The following is a 19,611-nucleotide window of genomic DNA, read 5'->3' as shown; positions in this document are numbered from 1 at the left end:
GTGATTTCGAGTGTGCTCGTCGCCAATCGGGGCGAGATCGCCTGCCGCATCTTCCGCACCTGCCGTGAGCTGGGAATCCGGACGGTCGCGGTGCACTCCGACGCCGACGAGAACGCGCTGCACGCGCGCGTGGCCGACACGGCGGTACGGCTGCCGGGCGCGGCGCCCGCGGATACGTACCTGCGGGGCGACCTGATCGTGAAGGCGGCCCTGGCGTCCGGCGCCGATGCCGTGCACCCGGGCTACGGCTTCCTCTCCGAGAGCGCCGGCTTCGCCCGCGCGGTCGCCGACGCCGGCCTGGTCTGGATCGGTCCGCCCCCGGAGGCCATCGAGGCCATGGCGTCCAAGACCCGCGCCAAGCGGCTGATGGGCATCGAGCCGCTGGGTGAGGTGACCGAGGCCGATCTGCCGGTCCTGGTGAAGGCGGCTGCGGGCGGCGGGGGGCGCGGGATGCGGATCGTGCGCCGCCTGGACGAGCTGCAGGCCGCGCTGGAGGGCGCGCGCGCCGAGGCCGCGAGCGCCTTCGGTGACGGCGAGGTCTTCGTGGAGCCGTACCTCGCACACGGCCGCCATGTGGAGGTGCAGATCCTCGCCGACACCCACGGCACCGTCTGGCCGCTCGGCACCCGCGACTGCTCCCTCCAGCGCCGCCACCAGAAGGTCGTCGAGGAGGCCCCGGCGCCCGGACTGACCGAGGGGCTCGCGAACGAGCTGCGCGCGCTGTCCGTACGTGCCGCCCGTGCCGTCTCGTACGTCGGCGCGGGCACGGTCGAGTTCCTGGTCGCCGACGGCCGCGCGCACTTCCTGGAGATGAACACCCGGCTCCAGGTCGAGCACCCCGTCACCGAGGCGGTCTTCGGTATCGACCTGGTCGCCGAACAGATCCGGATCGCCGAGGGACACGCCCTCGGAAAAGAGCCCCCACGCGCGCGTGGACACGCGATCGAGGCCCGCCTCTACGCCGAGGACCCCGCCCACGGCTGGGCCCCCCAGACCGGCACCCTGCACCGCCTGGCCGTACCGCCGGGCGTCCGTCTGGACACCGGCTACACCGACGGCGACACCATCGGCGTCCACTACGACCCGATGCTCGCCAAGGTCGTCGCGCACGCCCCCACGCGCGCGGAGGCGATCCGCAGACTCGCCGGCGCGCTGGAGTCCGCCGCGCTGCACGGCCCGGTCACCAACCGGGACCTGCTCGTGCGCTCCCTGCGGCACGAGGAGTTCACGTCCGCCCGCACGGACACCGGCTTCTACGACCGCCACCTCCACGAACTGACCGAGCCCGCACCCGACCCCCACGCTCCCCTGGCCGCCGCCCTCGCCGACGCCCACGGCCGGTCCCGCTTCGGCGGCTGGCGCAACGTTCCCTCGCAGCCGCAGGTGAAGCGGTACGAGAGCGCGGGGGAGGTGCACGAGGTCCGGTACCGGCACACGAGGGAGGGGCTCGTGGCGGACGGGGTGCGGATCGTGCACGCCGACGCGCGTCTCGTCGTCCTCGAAGTGGACGGAGTGCGGCGCAAGTTCGAGGTCGCGCGCTACGGCGACCAGGTCCACGTCAACACCACCCGCCTCACCGCCCTGCCCCGCTTCCCCGACCCGGCGGCCCAGCTCGCCCCGGGTTCCCTGGTGGCCCCGATGCCCGGCACGGTCGTACGCGTCGCCGACGGCCTGACGGAAGGGGCAACGGTCCGGGCGGGTCAAGGCCTCATATGGCTGGAGGCGATGAAGATGCAGCACCAGATCTCGGCGCCGACAGCCGGCACGCTCACCGCCCTGCACGCCGAGCCGGGACAGCAGGTGGAGCCGGGCATGTTGCTGGCAGTAGTGCAGGAAACCTCTTCCTAGGAGCCCCATGACCGCCGTCATCGAATCCGAAGAGCACAAGGCCCTACGAGCCGCGGTGGCCGCGCTCGGCAAGCGCTACGGCCGCGACTACCTCACCCGCACCATCGCCGAGGGCAAACCCCCCACCGAACTCTGGTCGGAGGCGGGGAAGCTGGGCTACCTCGGCGTCAACCTGCCCGAGGAGCACGGCGGTGGAGGCGGCGGCATCGCCGAACTCGCCATCGTCCTCGAAGAACTGGGCGCCGCGGGCTCCCCGCTCCTCATGCTCGTCGTCTCGCCCGCCATCTGCGGCACGGTGATCTCCCGCTTCGGCACCGAGGATCAGAAGCGGCAGTGGCTGCCCGCCCTCGCCGACGGCACCCGTCTCATGGCCTTCGGCATCACCGAACCCGACGCCGGCTCCAACAGCCACCGCATCACCACCACGGCCCGGCGCGACGGCACTGACTGGCTCCTCACCGGCCGCAAGGTGTTCATCTCCGGTGTCGACATCGCCTACGCCGTCCTGATCGTCGGCCGCACCGAGGACGCCCGCACCGGCACCCTCAAGCCCTGCCTGTTCATCGTCCCGACGGACGCCGAAGGCTTCCAGAAGCGGCCCCTCGACATGGAACTCAACGCCGCCGAGAAGCAGTTCGAGCTGACCCTGGACGACGTACGGCTGCCCGCCGACGCGCTCGTCGGCGACGAGGACGCCGGCCTGCTCCAGCTGTTCGCCGGACTCAACCCCGAGCGGATCATGACGGCCGCGTTCGCCATCGGCATGGGCCGCTACGCGCTCTCCAGGGCCGTCGAGTACGCCCGCGACCGCACGGTCTGGAAGGCCCCCATCGGCGCCCACCAGGCCATCGCGCACCCCCTGGCACAGGCCCACATCGACCTCGAACTGGCCCGGCTGATGATGCAGAAGGCGGCGCACCTCTACGACGCAGGCGACGACGCCGGCGCGGGCGAGGCCGCCAACATGGCCAAGTACGCGGCGGGGGAGGCCTGTGTGAAGGCCGTCGACCAGGCCGTGCACACCCTCGGCGGCAACGGTCTCACACGCGAATTCGGCCTGGCCTCCTTGATAACTGCCGCGCGAGTGGCTCGTATTGCTCCAGTGAGCCGGGAGATGATTCTCAACTACGTCTCCCATCAGACGCTAGGCCTGCCCAAGTCGTACTAGGCGACCGCACTGGAGGAACCGTGTTCCGCAGCGAGTACGCAGATGTCCCGCCCGTAGAACTCCCCATCCACGAGGCCGTCCTGGGCCGTGCCGCCGACTTCGGGGACCGGCCGGCGCTCATCGACGGCACGGACGGCACCACCCTCACGTACGAGCAGGTGGACCGGTTCCACCGGCGCCTCGCCGCCGCCTTCGCGGACGCGGGCGTCCGCAAGGGCGACGTCCTCGCCCTGCACAGCCCCAACTCGATCGCCTTCCCGACGGCCTTCTACGCGGCCACGCGCGCGGGCGCCTCCGTGACCACCGCGCACCCGCTCGCCACCGCCGAGGAGTTCGCCAAGCAGCTCGCCGACAGCGGGGCCCGCTGGATCGTCACCGTCTCCCCGCTGCTGGAGACCGCCCGCCGGGCGGCCGAACTCGCCGGCGGCGTACAGGAGATCTTCGTGTGCGACAGCGCGCCGGGGCACCGCTCGCTGATCGACATGCTCGCCACCACCGCCCCCGAACCGCTGATCGACATCGACCCGGCCGAGGACGTCGCCGCGCTGCCGTACTCCTCCGGCACCACCGGCGTCCCCAAGGGCGTCATGCTCACCCACCGGCAGATCGCCACCAACCTCGCCCAGCTGGGGCCCGTCCTCCCGGCCGCCCCCGGCGACCGCATCCTCGCCGTCCTGCCGTTCTTCCACATCTACGGCCTCACCGCCCTGATGAACGTGTCCCTGGGCAACGGCGCCACGGTCGTCGTCCTCCCGCGCTTCGACCTGGAGACCTTCCTCGCCGCCATCGAGAACCACCGCATCACCGGCCTGTACGTCGCCCCGCCGATCGTCCTCGCCCTCGCCAAGCACCCGGCGGTCGCCCGCTACGACCTGTCCTCGCTGAGGTTCGTCGTCAGCGCCGCCGCCCCGCTGGACGCCCAGCTCGCCGCCGCCTGCTCCGAGCGCCTGGGCCTGCCCCCGATCGGCCAGGCGTACGGCATGACGGAACTGTCCCCCGGCACCCACGTCGTCCCCATCGACCAGCTGCGCGAGGCCCCCGCCGGCACGGTCGGCAAGCTCATCGCCGGCACCGAGATGCGGATCGTCTCCCTGGACGACCCCGGCAAGGACCTCGGCACCGGCGAGTCCGGCGAGATCCTGATCCGCGGCCCCCAGGTGATGAAGGGCTACCTCGGCCGCCCCGAAGCCACCGCCGACATGATCGACCCCGACGGCTGGCTGCACACCGGGGACGTCGGGTACGTCGACGACGGCGGCTGGCTCTTCGTGGTCGACCGGGTGAAGGAACTCATCAAGTACAAGGGCTTCCAGGTCGCCCCCGCCGAACTGGAGGCCCTCCTGGTCACCCACCCCGGCATCGCCGACGCCGCCGTCATAGGCACCTACAACGAGGAGGGCAACGAGGTCCCGCACGCCTTCGTCGTCCGCCATCCGGGCGCCGGCGACCTCGCCGAGAACGACATCCTGCTCTACGTCGCCGAACGCGTCGCCCCCTACAAACGCGTCCGCCGGATCACCTTCATCGACACCGTCCCCCGCGCCGCCTCCGGAAAGATCCTGCGCCGGCAGCTCAGGGAGCACACGTGAGCGAACTCATCGGGCGCACCCGCGCGCGTGCCGTGGAAACCCTCAGCCTGGACGCCACCGACACCCGCAACGCCCTCTCGGCGGCCCTGGTGTCCGACCTCGCCCAGGCCCTGGCCGACTGCGGCAAGGACCCCGACGTACGGGCGGTCGTCCTCACCCACACCGGCACCACTTTCTGCGCCGGCGCGGACCTGCGCGACCCGCCCGACCCGGACACCCTGGTGGCCCTGCTCCGGCAGCTCGTGGAACTGCCCAAACCGGTCGTCGCCCGGATCACCGGGCACGTCCGGGCCGGCGGCCTCGGCCTGCTCGCCGCCTGCGACATCGCCGCCGCCTCCCGCACGGCCGACTTCGCCTTCACCGAGGTACGCATCGGGGTGGCCCCCGCGGTGATCTCCCTCCCGGTGATCCCGCGCACCGACCCCCGCGCCCTCGCCCGCTACTACCTCACCGGCGAACGCTTCGACGCGGCCGAGGCCGTACGCCTCGGCCTGCTGACGGCGACGGCGGACGACGTCGACGACGCCCTCGCCCCCGTCCTGGACGGCCTGCGCCGCTCCGCCCCGCAGGCCCTGGCCGAGACGAAACGGCTGCTCACGGCTAGGGTGCTGGAGACATTCGACCGGGACGCGGCGGAGCTGACCGCGCTCTCGGCCCGGCTGTTCTCCTCCGGTCAGGCCAGGGAGGGGATGACGGCCTTCCTGGAAAGACGTGATGCGGCATGGGTGGTGTGAGTACGACGGACCGGGAGCGCGTGCCCAAACAGGACCGCAGCCGGGCCACCCGGCAGCGGCTCCTGGAAGCCGCGGTGGCCTGCCTCGCCGAGCACGGCTGGGCAGGCTCCACGGTCGCCGTCGTCGCCGAGCGCGCCGGCGTCTCCCGCGGCGCCGCCCAGCACCACTTCCCGACCCGGGAAGACCTCTTCACCGCCGCCGTCGAGTACGTCTCCGAGGAACGCTCCCTCGCCCTGCGGGCCCTGTTCCCGGACGGCGCCGCCGACCGCCGGGCCGTCGTCGCCGCCGTCGTCGACCTCTACACCGGCCCGCTCTTCCGCGCCGCCCTGCACCTGTGGGTCGCCGCCTCCAACGAGGAGCAGCTGCGGCCGCGCGTGACCGAGCTGGAGGCCCGCGTGGGCCGCGAGACCCACCGCATCGCCGTCGACCTCCTCGGCGCCGACGAGTCCCGCCCCGGCGTCCGCGAAACCGTCCAGGGCTTCCTGGACATGGCCCGCGGCCTCGGCCTCGCCAACCTCCTCACCGACGACACCGCCCGCCGCGACCGGGTCGTCACGCAGTGGGCGGCCCTGCTGGACGAAACCCTGCGCTGAGGCAACGACCGCTGGAGAGTGGCCGCGAGGGAGCAGTCGCGGGGGCGCGTTACTCTTGGGCCCATGCTTCCGATGCTCGTCCGCCGCCGCCACGTGGACTACGTGCGCGTCACGAGCATGGGCTGTCGGCGCTTCTCCGCCTGACCAGCCCCCTGTATCTCCCTTTTCTTCCCTTTTCCGGCACCGGGGGCCGCTCCTACCCCTCGGCGGCCACCCGTGCCCCGTACACCCTGCGGACGCACTATGACCACGCACAAAGCGACGTCGTACCACCAGCTCCCGATCATCGACCTGTCGGCCGCCGACCGCGGCCCCGAGGCCCGGGCCCTGCTCCACGCCCAGCTGCACAGCGCCGCCCATGACGTCGGCTTCTTCCAGCTCGTCGGACACGGTGTGACCCCCGCCGAGACCGACGCGCTGCTCACCGCCATGCGCGCCTTCTTCGCCCTTCCCGAGGCCGACCGGCTCGCCCTGGACAACGTGGGCTCCCCGCACTTCCGCGGCTACACCCGCACCGGCGACGAACGCACCGGCGGCGCCCGCGACTGGCGCGACCAGCTCGACATAGGCGCCGAACGCCCCGCCCGGATCCCCGGCCCCGGCGAGCCCCCGTACTGGTGGCTCCAGGGACCCAACCAGTGGCCGGCCGCCCTCCCCGAACTCCGCACGGCCGCCCTCGCCTGGATCGACAAGCTCAGCGCAGTGGCCCAGCGCCTCCTGCACGAACTCCTCACCGCCATCGGCGCCCCGGCCGACTTCTACGACCCCGTCTTCGGCGACCGGGCCCACCCGCACCTCAAGCTCGTCCGCTACCCCGGCAGCGCGGCCGACGGCACCGACCAGGGCGTCGGCGCCCACAAGGACTACGGCTTCCTGACCCTGCTCCTCCAGGACACGGTCGGCGGCCTCCAGGTCCAGCGCGAGGACGGCCGCTTCCACGAGGTACCGCCCATCGAGGGCGCGTTCGTCGTCAACCTCGGCGAACTGCTGGAGGTGGCCACCAACGGCTACCTCCTCGCCACCAACCACCGGGTCGTCAGCCCGCCCGGCGCCACCGAACGCTTCTCGGTCCCGTTCTTCTACAACCCGCGCCTGGACGCGAAGGTGGCCCCCCTGCCCTTCCCGCACGCGTCGAAGGCCCCCGGCATCACGACGGACCCGACGAACCCCCTGTACGCCGAGTACGGCTACAACGAACTCAAGGGCAAACTGAGGGCCCACCCGCTGGTGGCGGAGAGGCATCACAGGGACTTGCTGGCAGCGGCGTGAGAAAACTGGCCCGAAGGGCCGTTTTTTCAGGGGCGCGGGGCTGCATCCGATATGCGGCTCCGCCGCGTGGGCGCGAGCAACCACGGACGACCCGCAGCCGCCCACGCGCCCCGGCCACCCCTCTCAGTGGGCGATGTCCCCGTACCCCTCGATGTCCTCCGGCCGCCGCGCCCCCGGCCCCACATACCGGGCAGAGGGCCGCACCAACCGCCCCGTCCGCTTCTGCTCGAGAATGTGCGCCGACCACCCAGCCGTACGGGCACACGTGAACATGGAAGTGAACATGTGCGCCGGCACCTCGGCGAAGTCGAGCATGATCGCCGCCCAGAACTCCACGTTGGTGGCCAGCACCCGGTCCGGCCGCCGGTTGTGCAGCTCCTCCAGCGCGGCCTTCTCCAGCGCCTCCGCGACCTCGAACCGCGGAGCGCCCAGCTCACGCGCCGTACGCCGCAGCACCCGCGCCCGCGGATCCTCGGCCCGGTACACCCGGTGCCCGAACCCCATCAGCCGCTCACCCCGGTCCAGCGTCCGCCGGACGTACGCCTCCGCGTCCCCCGTCCGCTCGATCTCCTCGATCATCCCGAGCACCCGGGACGGCGCACCGCCGTGCAGCGGCCCGGACATCGCGCCGACCGCACCCGAGAGCGCGGCGGCGACGTCGGCGCCGGTGGAGGCGATGACCCGCGCCGTGAACGTGGACGCGTTCATGCCGTGCTCGGCGGCGGACGTCCAGTAGGCGTCCACGGCCGCGACATGCTTGGGATCCGGCTCCCCGCGCCACCGGATCATGAACCGCTCCACCACCGAGTTCGCCTTGTCGATCTCCCGCTGCGGCACCATCGGCAGCCCCTGCCCGCGCGCGGACTGGGCGACGTACGACAGGGCCATGACGGCGGCCCGCGCCAGGTCGTCGCGGGCCTGCCCCGCGTCGATGTCGAGCAGCGGACGCAGTCCCCAGACGGGGGCGAGCATGGCGAGCGCCGACTGGACGTCCACGCGGATGTCACCGGAGTGGACGGGGATCGGGAACGGCTCGGCGGGCGGCAGGCCGGGGTTGAAGGCGCCGTCGACCAGCAGCCCCCACACGTTCCCGAACGAGACGTGCCCGACCAGATCCTCGATGTCGACGCCCCGGTAGCGCAGGGCGCCGCCCTCCTTGTCCGGTTCGGCGATCTCCGTCTCGAACGCGACGACTCCTTCGAGCCCGGGTACGAAATCGGACATCAGGCGGCTCCTCATGATGTGTGGGCGGCGGTCACCCCGGTGATGCCCTGATCTGCCGGTGGTCACCCGTGGTGGACCCGACCGTAAAGGGAGCAGCACGATAACCCCCGGTGCCACGGTTGGGGAGACCGCACGACACTGAGTGCCATACCCGTTCGATACGGCAAGATGACCGCGTGACCGACCGCGACCCGCTCCTGGATCCCGTCCTCGATCCCGCCGCCATGCGCAAGCAGTACCGGGCCGAGGGACTCGCCGAAGAGGACCTCGCCACCCATCCGATGGACCAGTTCGCCCGCTGGTTCGAGGACGCCGCCCGGGCGGCCCTGCACGGCACGCTCTACGAGCCCAACGCGATGGTCGTCTCCACGGCGGACGCGACCGGCCGCCCCAGCTCACGCACGGTCCTGATGAAGCAGTACGACACCGACGGCTTCGTCTTCTACACCAACTACGGCTCCCGCAAGGCCCGTGACCTGGCGGAGAACCCGCACGTCTCGCTGCTCTTCCCCTGGCACCCGCTGGCCCGTCAGGTCATCGTCACGGGCACCGCCCGGCGCACCGGCCGCGACGAGACCGCCGCCTACTTCCGCACCCGCCCGCACGGCTCCCAGCTGGGCGCCTGGGCCAGTGCCCAGTCCACGGTGATCGCCTCCCGCACCGAACTCGACACGGCCTACGCCGCACTCGAGGCCCGCTACCCCGAGGACGAACAGGTCCCGGTCCCCCCGCACTGGGGCGGCTTCCGCATCGCCCCCGAGACGATCGAGTTCTGGCAGGGCCGGGTCAACCGCCTCCACGACCGCCTGCGCTACGTCGCCCAGCCGAACGGCACCTGGAGGGTCGAGCGCCTCAGCCCGTGACGGCCCCGGAAAACGCAGACGACCCGCGGGCTGGGTTCCTCAAGGAGGAGCCGGCCGGACGTACCGGCAGCCCGCGGGTCGGGTGACTGCTGTGGGATAGGGCCGGCTGCACGCTGCTGTCGCGCGCTGGTCCGGCACCGCACATGGCGTGGTGACGGGCCGCTAGCCCGCAGCCACCTCACGCGTCCGGTTTCCATACATCTGCCGAACCACCTCCCTTCTCGTGTACTCCACACCCTAAGAAGCCGCCGGAGCGCGCTCAACTCTTTTTCTTGCGGGAACAGGATGTGGGCTGTGTCACGTTCCAGTTGAATGAGGGTCTGAGTGCAGGCCAGTGAGCGAACCGAGTGCCGTGTGCGCGCGGACGCAGCCTCCAGGGGGTCCAGGTGAGTGCTTCGCGGCGGAGTGGGACCACTGATGAACTGGGGCCGGACGAGCCCGGTGAGTCCGGCGGCTCCGACCTGCTCGCCGCGCTGCTGGACGGGATGGACGCGGCCCTGTGCGCCTTCGACGCCGACGGGGTGGTGACCCACTGGAACCGGGAGGCCGAGCGGATCCTCGGGTGGACGGCCGCCGAGGCCGTCGGGCGGCACGGGTTCGCCGGATGGGCGGTGCGCAGCGCCGACGCCGAGGAGGTGCAGGCCCGGCTGATGTCGGCGATGCACGCGCCGGGCCGGCAGGTGCACGAGTTCGCGCTGGTCACCAAGGACGGCGGGCGGGTGCTCGTACGGACCCAGTCCGCCGCCGTGCGCGGGCCCGAGGGGAAGCCCGCGGGGGTGTACTGCGCGTTCAGCGAGGTGCACGCGCAGATCGATCTGGAGCGGTCGATCGCGCTGAGCGAGGCGCTGTTCGAGGACGCCTCCTGGGGTGTCGTGGTCGTCGACGCCGATCTGCGGCCCGCCGTCGTGAACGCGCACGCGGCGCGGGCGCTGGGCGTCGGGCGCACGTCCGTCCTGGGCCGGCCGCTCGGTGACCTGCTCGCGCAGGGCGTGGAGGAGCTGGAGGCCGCGCTGACGCACGTCCTGGCCGAGGGCGCGCCGCCCGCGCCCGCAGAGATGTGGGTGGCGCTGCGTACGGCGGAGGGCGAGAAGCGGCGCTGCTGGCGGAGCGGGTTCGTGCGGTTGGCCTCGCCGCTCGCGGAGGAGCCGGTGCCGCTCGGGGTGGGCTGGCTGTTCCAGGACGTCACGGAGGCCAAGCAGGTCGAGCAGGAGGCGTCCCTGCTGCGGTTCCGGACGAATCAGCTGCACCGGGCGGCGCGGGCCGCCGCCGAGTGCGAGGACCCGGCCGAGGCGGCCACCGTCCACCTGGACTTCGCGCTCGCCGGCTTCGCCGACCACGCGCTCATCGACCGGGTGGCGGGCGCCCCGCGCGCGGACGGCGAGCAGGCCCCGGGTCCGGTCCGGCTGGTACGGCTCGCCGCCACGCCCGCAGGGGCGCCGGGGCCGAGCGTGCTCACGGGCGCGGCCGGGCTGCCCGCGCGCTACTCGGAGGGGCACCCGGCGCTGCAGTGCGTGGAGCGGGCCGGGGCCGTGCGCGCGGACGCCGGGTCGGTCCCGGCCGAGCGGGCGCGGGAGTGGGCGTTGGAGCGGCAGTGGCCCGGCGACGCGGTGCACGCGCTGTGCGCGGTCCTGCGCAGCCGGGGGCGGACGCTGGGCGTGGTGACCTTCCTGCGCGACGCCGGCCGCAGCCGCTTCGAGCGGTCCGACACGGCCTACGCGGAGGACGTGGCCGTGCGGATCGCGGCGGCCCTGGACCTGGCGGAGGCGGTGCGGGGGCGGCCGGGCGAGGAGGCGCGGTAGGGCCGGCCGCGGCGGTGCCGTCAGCTGCGGTAGAAGATCCGGTCGCCGTACTCCGTCATCACCCGGCGGTTCCAGTCGTGTCCGCCGTCGACGTTGCCGGAGCGCAGCAGCGGCGGCTCGATGCCGCGGTCGGCGAGGGTGGCGGCGGTGGTCGCCATGACGGCCTGCATCAGGGCCGCGGTGACGACCGTGGAGGCGGGGGCGAAGGGCGCCGGGATGGTGTCCAGGGTGAGTTCGGCGTCGCCGACGGCGATCTTCGAGTCGAGGACGATGTCGCAGTGGTCCTTGAGGAAGGTGCCGGAGGCGTGCCGGGACGTCGTCTGCGAGGCGTACGCCACCGAGGTCACGCCGATGACCTTGACGCCGAGGGCGCGGGCGCCCACGGCCATCTCGACGGGCAGGGCGTTGCGTCCGGAGAGGGAGATGATCACGAGGGCGTCGCCGGCGCGGAGCGGGGAGGTGTCGAGGACGGCGCTCGCGAGGCCGTCGACTCGTTCGAGGGCGGAGCCGAGCGTGGCCGGGGTGACGTCGACGCCGACGACGCCGGGGACGGCGAGCAGGTTCATCAGGGCCAGGCCGCCGGCCCGGTAGACGACATCCTGGGCGGCGAGCGAGGAGTGTCCGGCGCCGAAGGCGAACAGGCGGCCGCCGGCCGCGACGGTGTCGGCGAGCAGGGTGCCGGCCGCGGTGATCGCCGCGGCCTCCTCGTCGCGGGCCCGTTGCAGCAGGCCGATGGCGGCGTCGAAGAACAGGTCGGCAGGCGTGCCGTCGCTCATGCGGTGCCCCTTCGCAGCGTCTGTGTCGCGGATCACCGTGCGGTCTGGACCAGCGCGGTGTCAATACGGCCCGCAGCCGAGTGGGCTCCCGTTTTCCCGGTACCGCCCGCTTGTCAGTGGGGTACGGCAGAATTGGTTGCAGGGCCAGCGCACGCGCCGGGCTGCCGGCAGAGGTAATCGAGGGGCACGTATGTCCGGACTGATCGACACCACGGAGATGTATCTCCGCACCATCCTCGAACTCGAAGAGGAAGGCGTCGTCCCCATGCGCGCCCGCATCGCGGAGCGGCTGGACCAGAGCGGGCCGACGGTGAGCCAGACGGTGGCGCGGATGGAGCGCGACGGTCTGGTGTCCGTGGCCAGCGACCGTCACCTGGAGCTGACGGACGAGGGCCGCCGGCTGGCGACGCGCGTGATGCGCAAGCACCGCCTGGCCGAATGTCTGCTCGTGGACGTGATCGGGCTGGAGTGGGAGCAGGTGCACGCGGAGGCGTGCCGCTGGGAGCACGTGATGAGCGAGGCCGTCGAGCGGCGCGTGCTGGAGCTGCTGCGGCACCCGACCGAGTCGCCGTACGGCAACCCCATCCCGGGCCTGGAGGAGCTGGGCGAGAAGGACGGCGCGGACCCGTTCCTGGACGAGGGCATGGTCTCGCTGGCCGACCTGGACCCGGGCACGGACGGCAAGACGGTCGTCGTCCGCCGTATCGGCGAGCCGATCCAGACGGACGCGCAGCTGATGTACACGCTGCGCCGGGCGGGTGTGCAGCCAGGTTCGGTGGTGAGCGTGACGGAGTCGCCCGGCGGGGTGCTGGTGGGCAGCGGCGGCGAGGCCGCCGAGCTGGAGGCGGACGTCGCCTCCCACGTGTTCGTCGCCAAGCGCTGAGACAGGAGAGGGCCCCGGCGCCGTGCGGCGCCGGGGCCTGTCCTCCCCTGTGCTGACCCGGAGCCCCGAGCTCCCAGGGTCATCCCCCTCGGACCGTTTTTCCCCGAGCGGTCCGCCTCCCGCCAGAAGAGATCCCCTTGGCTGCGGCGATCATTCCTTGAGAGGTGTCACTCGAATGAGGGGTGTTGTCCGCGGAGACAGAATTTTCGAATAGGCATTCGATAACCTGAGGCAGCTGACGACGAGGCAGGCGGAGCTGGGGGGTGCCAGGCCGATGGCACGGCGTATCGATGTGACGGGAGCGGGCGGGGTGCGCCTGGCCGCCTGGGAGTTCGCCGACTCTCCGAAACCGGAGGCGGAGCCCGGCGCTCCGGGCGTGTTGTTACTGCACGGGCTGATGGGCCGCGCCTCTCACTGGGCGGCGACGGCCCGCTGGCTCGCCGGGCGCTTCCGCGCCGTAGCGCTCGACCAGCGCGGCCATGGTCAGAGCGACAAACCCCCACGGGCCGCGTACACCCGCGAGGCCTACGTCGAGGACGCCGAGGCCGCCGTCGAACAGCTCGGGCTCGCCCCCGCCCTCCTCATCGGCCACGCCATGGGCGCGCTGACCGCCTGGCAGCTCGCCGCCAAGCGCCCGGATCTGGTGCGCGGTCTGATCATCTGCGACATGCGGGCCTCCGCGCTCGGCGCGGCCTCGCAGCGCGAGTGGGCCGAGTGGTTCCGCTCCTGGCCCGTCCCCTTCGCCAGCCTGGCCGACGTCCACAAGTGGTTCGGCGAGGACGACCCCTGGGCGGAGCGGCCCAACCCGGCGCGCGGGTCCTTCTACGCCGAGGTGATGCACGAGGGGGACGACGGCTGGCGGCCGGTCTTCGAGCCCGAGCAGATGCTCAGCTCCCGCGAGACATGGGTCTACGACGCCCACTGGGAGGAGCTGGCCCAGGTCAGATGCCCCGCGCTGGTCGTCCGCGGCCTCGACGGCGAACTGGGCCGCGCCGAGGCCCAGGAGATGGTCCGGGTCCTGCCGAACGGGGTCTATGCGGAGGTGCCGGACGCGGGTCACCTCGCCCACTATGACCTGCCGGTGGCTTGGCGGGCCGCTGTCTCGCCGTTCCTTGATTCGCTGCGGCGGGATTGAGCGCCCATTCGTCTGCCGGGTTGCCGTCTCGTCGGCGGGTGCGGGTCGTGGTGGGTTTCTCGCGCAGTTCCCCGCACCCCTGAAGGGGCGCGGGGAACTGCTAACGGTCCCGGCCGCACGCGTAGGCCAGGGGGGAGATCAGTTCCTCCGCGTCCGGCAGCCAGCGGTTTGCCGGGGTGGGCCGGCAGGCCCACTGGACGGCGCCCCGGGATCCGAACCGTGTGGGCGGTGCCGCCACGTACGCGCCCTCGCCGAGCGCCACCAGGTCCAGTGACGACAGCGACCAGCCGATCTTGCGCACCAGCTCCGGCACCTTCGCGGACGCCCCCGGGAGCACGAAGAAGTGCATGCGCCGGTCCGGGGTCAGCGTGACCGGCCCGAGCGTCAGCTCCATCCGCTCCATCCGGGCGAGCGCCAGGAACCCCGCGCTCTCCGGGACGGTCAGCGCGTCGAAGGTCCGCCCCGTGGGCAGCAGGATCGACGCCGTCGGCTGCTTCTGCCACATCCGGCGCGCGACGGTCGCGCTGCCGGTCGCCTGGGTCGCCCAGTCGGGGCGCGTGGGGTGCGCACCCGGCGCAGGGCAGGAGGCGTCGCCGCACGAGCAGCGCTGCATCCCGTCGACGGCTTCCAGCCAGGTGCCCGGGAACACGTCCCAGTGCCGTTCCTCGGCATACCGTACGGCCGTCTCCAGCAGCGATTCCCCGCGCTGCTGCGGAATGTGACCGGCAATCTTCGTGTCCTGGGCGCCCGCGATCGTCTCTTCCACGCTCCACTCAACTCCCGCACCCACCTGGAGTTACGGCTGTAGCGCGCGCGGGGGAGGAGCATCGATTCCGCAGTCGGGGCGCATGGGTGCATGACCGGGGGCGCGCGGGAGGAAGCGGGGCGTGGACTGGGTAGCCAGGGGTGGGGGAGCATGCGTCTTTACCCCGGCAAACCGCACATGTCGCGCATTGACGGTATGTCAGCTGGGCAGTGATCTTCCCGGCCGGATCTTCACGCTCCGGAGGGTCGCAACACGCTCCAGGGGAACGCAACGCAGGGGGTAGCACATGGCCGCAAGGCCTCTCGTGGCGAGGCAGCCGAACGAACGGCTGCAGGCACTCATCCAGGAAGCGGGGTGCTCGAACGCCGGGCTGGCCCGGCGGGTCAACATGTGCGGGGCCGAGCACGGCCTCGACCTGCGCTACGACAAGACGTCCGTGGCCCGCTGGCTGCGCGGTCAGCAGCCGCGGGGCCGGGCCCCGGCGATCATCGCGGAGGCGCTCGGGCGCAAGCTCGGCCGTACGGTCACGATCGACGAGATCGGCATGGCCAACGGCAAGAACCTCGCATCGGGAGTCGGTCTCCAGTTCTCGCCGACGGTACTGGGGGCCATCGAGCAGGTCTGCGAGCTGTGGCGCAGCGACGTGGGGCGCCGGGACTTCCTGTCCGGCTCCTCCGTCGCCGCCTCCGCGCTGGTCGAGCCCAGCCGGGACTGGCTGATCTCCGCGCCGGACGCCCAGGTGGCCCGGCAGGCGGGCCCGCGCGTGGGCCAGGCCGACGTGGCCGCCGTACGGTCCATGACCCAGGCGCTGACGGACCTGGACCACCAGTACGGCAGCGGGCATGTCCGCCCGGTCGTCGTGCACTACCTCAACAGCGTCGTCTCCGGGCTGCTCGCGGGCTCGTACCGGGAGGCGGTCGGCCGGGAACTCTTCGCCGCTGTCGCCCGGTTGACCGAGCTGGCCGGGTACATGGCCGTGGACACCGGCCAACCGGGCCTGGCCCAGCGGTACTACATCCAGTCGCTGCGGCTCGCGCAGGCCGCCGGGGACCGCGGGTACGGCGGTTACGTCCTCGCCGCGTCCATGAGCCATCTCGCCGCGCAGCTCGGGAACCCGCGCGAGATCGCCCAGCTGGCGCGGGCGGCGCAGGAGGGGGCGCGCGGGCATGTGACCCCGCGCGTGGAGGCGATGTTCCACGCCGCCGAGGCGCGCGGGCACGCCCTGCTCGGGGACGCGCGCGCGGCGCAGACGGCCGGCGGGCGGGCGGTCACGGCGATGGAGCAGGCGGACGGCCTTGCCGGGGACGACCCGGTGTGGATCGCGCACTTCGACGAGGCCTATCTCGCCGACGAGTTGGCGCACTGCCACCGCGACCTCGGCCAGGCCGAGCAGGCGGCGCGGTACGCCGAGCAGTCGCTGGCCGGGCACCCCGAGTCCCGGGCCCGCCGGCGCGCCATCGGCTATGTGCTGCTCGCCACGGCCCAGGTGCAGCAGCGCGAGATCGAGCAGGCCTGCAACACCGGCCTCAAAGCGGTGGAGTTGCTGGAGACACTCCGCTCCAACCGGGGCGCCGAGTATCTGGACGATCTCCAGCAGCGCCTGGAGCCGTTCCGGGACGAAGCGGTGGTAAGGGAGTTCGGGGCGCGCCTCGATCTCCAGCAGGCCGCGTGAACACCGCCCCGGCGGGGGCGTGAACGGGCGGGAAACGGCACCCGGCGTGCGCCGGGCGGCATGGACTCCGCATCGCGGAAAGGATCTGTTACCGCTGTCACAGGGAAGGGGATCGCGGCCTGAGCTGCGTGGCACGCGGCTCGGGGGACCCGGTAGCGTGAGCCGACAATTCACAAGGTCCCCCATTCGTAGGAGTCCCGGTGACGCAGAGTGGACAGGGCGAGGAGCCCTCGGCGCGGCCCGCGCACGAAGGCATCGTGCTGCCCTCCGACGGAGGCGAGCCCCTGCTGCCGGGCATGACCGGGACGCCCGCGCCCGCCGGCCCGGCCGGCGGGCGGGCCTGGGGCGGTTCCTGGGGCCCCGAGCAGCAGGCGCCGCAGCAGGGTCAGGGCTACCCGGCGGCGGCCCCGCAGTGGGGCGCGCCCGGCGGCCCCGGCGAGCAGTCGCCGCCCGCCGCGAGCCCGGGCCCGCTGCCCCCGGAGGGCGCCCCGGCCCCGTCGTACGGCGGCCAGGCCCCCGGCTACGGCGGTGAGGCGCCGTCCTACGGTGGCCAGCCCATGGCTCCCGGCGGCTACGGCGCGGCGCAGCAGCCCGCGTACGGCGCACCGGACCCCTATCAGCAGCACCAGCAGCAGTACCCTGCGCAGCCCGCCGCGCCGCTCCCGCCCGCCGTGCCGGACGCGTACCCGGCCACGGGCGCCCCGCTGCCCCCGACGGCGGACGGCGCGACCCAGTACATACCGCCGGTCCCCGCCGGTCCCGCCGCGCCCGTGGACGAGGGCGCGACCCAGTACATACCGCCGGTCGCCGCCGCTCCCGCGGCCTCCGTGCACGAGGCGGCCACCCAGTACATGCCGCCGGTGACGCCCGGCGCGCTGCCGCCGGAGTCGGGCGGCGAGGAGACCCGCTACCTCGGCCAGGTGCCCCGGCAGGCGGCGCCCGCGCACTCCGACGCGGAGGCCACGCAGTACATACCGCCCTACTCCGCCCAGGCCCAGGGGCAGGGGGCGGACCGGCAGCCGCCCGCCGAGTTCGACAACCTCTTCCGCGGCGGCCCGGCGGGCGACGGCGGCCCGGCCGGCTCCACCCAGCAGCTCCCGCGCGTCCAGCAGCCGGACGCCCACCCCGGCCCGGCGCAGTCGTCGTACCACCCGGCGCAGCCGTCGTACGACGACCGGGAGTACGACGACGGCGGGCGGCGCGGCGGACGGTCGCGGGTGCCGCTGATCGCCGCCATCGGCGTGGGCATCGTCGTGCTCGGCGTCGGCGCCGGCGCGCTGCTCAGCAGCGGGGGCGGCAAGGACCAGGGCGGTGACGACAAGACGGTCGCCGCCGCGTCCCCGGCCGGCCAGGACTCCGCCTCGCCCAGCGCCGACCCCGCCCGGGCGCAGGCGGTCGAGCTGGACAAGCTGCTCGCGGACAGCGGCAGCAGCCGGGCCTCGGTGATCCAGGCGGTGGCCGACGTCAAGCGGTGCGACAACCTCGACCAGGCCGCCGCCAACCTGCGGGACGCGGCGGGGCAGCGCGGCGAGCTGGTCACCCGGCTCGGCAAGCTGTCCGTGGACAAGCTGCCGGGCAACGCCGATCTGACGGCCGCGCTGACCAAGGCCTGGCAGGCGTCCGCCGCGGCCGACAACCACTACGCGGCCTGGGCCGGCCAGGCCAAGAACCGCAAGGTCTGCCACAAGGGGCACGCCCGGACCACCGGGGAGACCCAGGCCGGCAACCGGGAGAGCGGCACCGCCAGCGCGCAGAAGACGAAGGCGGCGGCGCTGTGGAACGCGATCGCGACGAAGTACGGCCTGACCCAGCGCCAGCCCACCCAGCTGTGATCAGCCGTCGGCGCTGACGGACCCCGGCGCCGGGGTCCGTCACGGCACGTCCGCGTTCTCCAGGGTGGAGGTCATGTCGGCGATGCCGTTGGTGCCGCCGATGCCCTTGCGGGCCGCGACCAGCTTGCCGCCCTCGACCACCTGAAGGGTCACGTCGGCGTTGACCAGCCGGGGGAAGCCGACCGCGGAGAGCTTGCCCTCGTAGGGCCAGTGCAGGGTCGGGGTGAGGCCGCCGGTGGAGACCCGCAGGCCGTCGTTGAGGGTGCGCCGCACGGTGTCGGAGCTGACCTCGCCGTCGCCGATCTTCTCCAGGACGGCCCTGAGCACGGTGTAGGCGATCCACGTGGTCTGCACGCCGGCGTCCGCGGGGTCGATGCGGTTGTCGCCGAAGGCCTCCTCGTTGATCACCTTCTTCATCGGGTCCCAGCGGGAGTCGGAGGCGACCGGGTACCAGCCGGTGATGTACGCCCCCTCGTACGGCCCGCCCGCCCCGCCTGTGGCGTTGATCACGGTCTGGTCGACGCTGCCGAGGACGGTCGCGGTGCGCACGGCCGGGTAGCTCTCGCGGGTCCGGCGGAAGGAGTCCATGAAGGTGTCCGTGCGGTCCCCGAGCGCGGGCACCACACAGCCCTTCCTGGTCACGTCCTTGGTCGCGTAGCGCAGCGCCTGCTCGGCCTGGCCGCCGTACTCGGTGGCGTCCTCGGCGGCGAGCTGGTCGCCGGCGTCCGCGTGCCGGCCCGCCTTGAGGCCGGAGTCGAGCATCGCGGGCAGCTCGTCGCCGGCGATGCTGTCGGGGCGGACCAGGGAGATGTTGCCGCAGCTGGCCGCGAGGGCCTTGCCGAGGCCGGCCAGGAGGGCGGGCTGGCCGCCGTTGACCGGGTAGGACATGGCGCCGGTGAACTCGTCGTTGGTGACGCCGTAGCCGCCTATGTAGGGGATGCCGGCGCCCTCCAGCGGGGCGAGGTAGGAGTCGCCGAACTGGCTGTACGAGCCGACGACCGCGACCACGTTCTCGGCCGCCGCGCGCCGGGCGCACTTCGCGGCGCCCACGCTGTCGTTGTGGTCGTTGCAGGTCAGCACCTCGAGCTTGCGGCCGTTGATGCCGCCCTGGGAGTTGATCCACCGCGCGTAGGCGCGGGCCATCGCGGGCATGCCGGGCTTGTTGGTCGCGTCGGTGTCCTGCGGGGCCCAGGTCATCACCTTGATCGGGTCATCCCCGGAGCCCCCCGTGGCACCGGGGATGACCCCGCATGCGGCGGTGAGCGACGCACAGAGGGCCACGGCGCCTGCCGCGAGGGCCGTGGCTCTGACGGGGCGGGGGAGAGCGGGAAGAGAGGTGGTACGGGTGCGTCGCCTGCCGGTCATGCACATGCACGATTCCCTCACACTGCTAACCGGGGAGTGATCCTTGGTCAACGAAGGGTGACGTCCAGGTGAATTACGGGGGCCAGTGAGACCCG

At 72.9% G+C, this 19,611-nt stretch carries 16 protein-coding genes; 12 read left to right on the top strand and 4 right to left on the bottom strand.

Annotation, left to right across the window (positions count from 1 at the left end):
* The 6 genes from ABZ937_RS10915 (at position 1) to ABZ937_RS10890 (ending at position 7,201) form a co-directional block, all read left to right on the top strand.
* The gene (locus tag ABZ937_RS10915; protein ID WP_361688858.1) at positions 1-1,848 is read left to right on the top strand and encodes a biotin carboxylase N-terminal domain-containing protein; all 1,848 of its coding nucleotides are present in this window, start codon (positions 1-3) and stop codon (positions 1,846-1,848) included.
* 7 nt (positions 1,849-1,855) lie between these two features.
* A complete protein-coding gene (locus ABZ937_RS10910) occupies positions 1,856-3,016 on the top strand; it encodes an acyl-CoA dehydrogenase family protein (RefSeq protein WP_361688856.1) in 1,161 nt (386 codons plus the stop codon).
* 20 nt (positions 3,017-3,036) lie between these two features.
* The gene (locus ABZ937_RS10905; protein WP_361688853.1) at positions 3,037-4,605 is read left to right on the top strand and encodes a 4-coumarate--CoA ligase family protein; all 1,569 of its coding nucleotides are present in this window, start codon (positions 3,037-3,039) and stop codon (positions 4,603-4,605) included.
* The gene (locus tag ABZ937_RS10900; RefSeq protein WP_361688850.1) at positions 4,602-5,339 is read left to right on the top strand and encodes an enoyl-CoA hydratase family protein; all 738 of its coding nucleotides are present in this window, start codon (positions 4,602-4,604) and stop codon (positions 5,337-5,339) included. Before ABZ937_RS10905 ends, ABZ937_RS10900 begins: the two co-directional genes overlap by 4 nt.
* On the top strand, positions 5,327-5,932 hold the full coding sequence (locus ABZ937_RS10895; protein ID WP_361688848.1) for a TetR/AcrR family transcriptional regulator: 606 nt from the start codon (positions 5,327-5,329) through the stop codon (positions 5,930-5,932). The genes ABZ937_RS10900 and ABZ937_RS10895 overlap by 13 nt, the downstream gene beginning before the upstream one ends.
* Positions 5,933-6,175: 243 nt before the next feature.
* Positions 6,176-7,201 (top strand): 2-oxoglutarate and iron-dependent oxygenase domain-containing protein, encoded by a 1,026-nt coding sequence (locus ABZ937_RS10890; RefSeq protein WP_361688845.1) that lies wholly within the window; start codon positions 6,176-6,178, stop codon positions 7,199-7,201.
* Positions 7,202-7,324: 123 nt separating this feature from the next.
* Here the strand turns inward: ABZ937_RS10890 and ABZ937_RS10885 are convergent, their stop codons facing one another.
* Entirely contained in the window at positions 7,325-8,425 is a 1,101-nt protein-coding gene (locus ABZ937_RS10885) for a citrate synthase 2 (protein ID WP_361688842.1), read from the bottom strand.
* 176 nt (positions 8,426-8,601) lie between these two features.
* On the opposite strand from ABZ937_RS10885, the gene pdxH reads away from it, so the two are divergent.
* Entirely contained in the window at positions 8,602-9,288 is a 687-nt protein-coding gene (gene pdxH / locus ABZ937_RS10880; RefSeq protein WP_361688839.1) for a pyridoxamine 5'-phosphate oxidase, read from the top strand.
* A gap of 386 nt (positions 9,289-9,674) precedes the next feature.
* A complete protein-coding gene (locus ABZ937_RS10875; protein ID WP_361688836.1) occupies positions 9,675-11,087 on the top strand; it encodes a PAS domain-containing protein in 1,413 nt (470 codons plus the stop codon).
* A gap of 20 nt (positions 11,088-11,107) precedes the next feature.
* On the opposite strand, the gene ABZ937_RS10870 is transcribed toward ABZ937_RS10875, so the two are convergent.
* The gene (locus tag ABZ937_RS10870; RefSeq protein ID WP_361688833.1) at positions 11,108-11,863 is read right to left on the bottom strand and encodes an SIS domain-containing protein; all 756 of its coding nucleotides are present in this window, start codon (positions 11,861-11,863) and stop codon (positions 11,108-11,110) included.
* A 190-nt stretch (positions 11,864-12,053) separates the two neighbouring features.
* On the opposite strand from ABZ937_RS10870, the gene ABZ937_RS10865 reads away from it, so the two are divergent.
* Together ABZ937_RS10865 and ABZ937_RS10860 are read left to right on the top strand one after the other, a co-directional pair.
* A complete protein-coding gene (locus tag ABZ937_RS10865; RefSeq protein ID WP_225824498.1) occupies positions 12,054-12,746 on the top strand; it encodes a metal-dependent transcriptional regulator in 693 nt (230 codons plus the stop codon).
* Positions 12,747-13,020: 274 nt separating this feature from the next.
* Entirely contained in the window at positions 13,021-13,881 is an 861-nt protein-coding gene (locus ABZ937_RS10860) for an alpha/beta hydrolase (protein ID WP_361688829.1), read from the top strand.
* Between the two features lie 100 nt (positions 13,882-13,981).
* Here the strand turns inward: ABZ937_RS10860 and ABZ937_RS10855 are convergent, their stop codons facing one another.
* Positions 13,982-14,647: a bifunctional DNA primase/polymerase gene (locus tag ABZ937_RS10855; RefSeq protein WP_361688826.1), complete on the bottom strand. Its 666-nt coding sequence runs from the start codon at positions 14,645-14,647 to the stop codon at positions 13,982-13,984.
* Between the two features lie 286 nt (positions 14,648-14,933).
* On the opposite strand from ABZ937_RS10855, the gene ABZ937_RS10850 reads away from it, so the two are divergent.
* Positions 14,934-16,319, top strand: coding sequence for a transcriptional regulator (locus ABZ937_RS10850; protein WP_361688823.1), 1,386 nt, complete (start codon positions 14,934-14,936; stop codon positions 16,317-16,319).
* Between the two features lie 200 nt (positions 16,320-16,519).
* Complete coding sequence (locus tag ABZ937_RS10845) at positions 16,520-18,151, top strand: hypothetical protein (protein ID WP_361688820.1); 1,632 nt, start codon at positions 16,520-16,522, stop codon at positions 18,149-18,151.
* Between the two features lie 39 nt (positions 18,152-18,190).
* Here the strand turns inward: ABZ937_RS10845 and ABZ937_RS10840 are convergent, their stop codons facing one another.
* Positions 18,191-19,516 carry an ABC transporter substrate-binding protein gene (locus ABZ937_RS10840; RefSeq protein WP_361688817.1) on the bottom strand — a complete coding sequence of 442 codons (1,326 nt, stop codon included), beginning with the start codon at positions 19,514-19,516 and terminating at the stop codon, positions 18,191-18,193.
* Positions 19,517-19,611: the final 95 nt, after the last annotated feature.

Origin of the sequence: Streptomyces sp. NPDC046727, from assembly GCF_040645635.1 — a bacterium.
Taxonomy (GTDB): domain Bacteria; phylum Actinomycetota; class Actinomycetes; order Streptomycetales; family Streptomycetaceae; genus Streptomyces.
The sequence above is the reverse complement of the archived record's forward strand: the minus strand, read 5'-3'. Positions and strand labels throughout refer to the sequence as shown.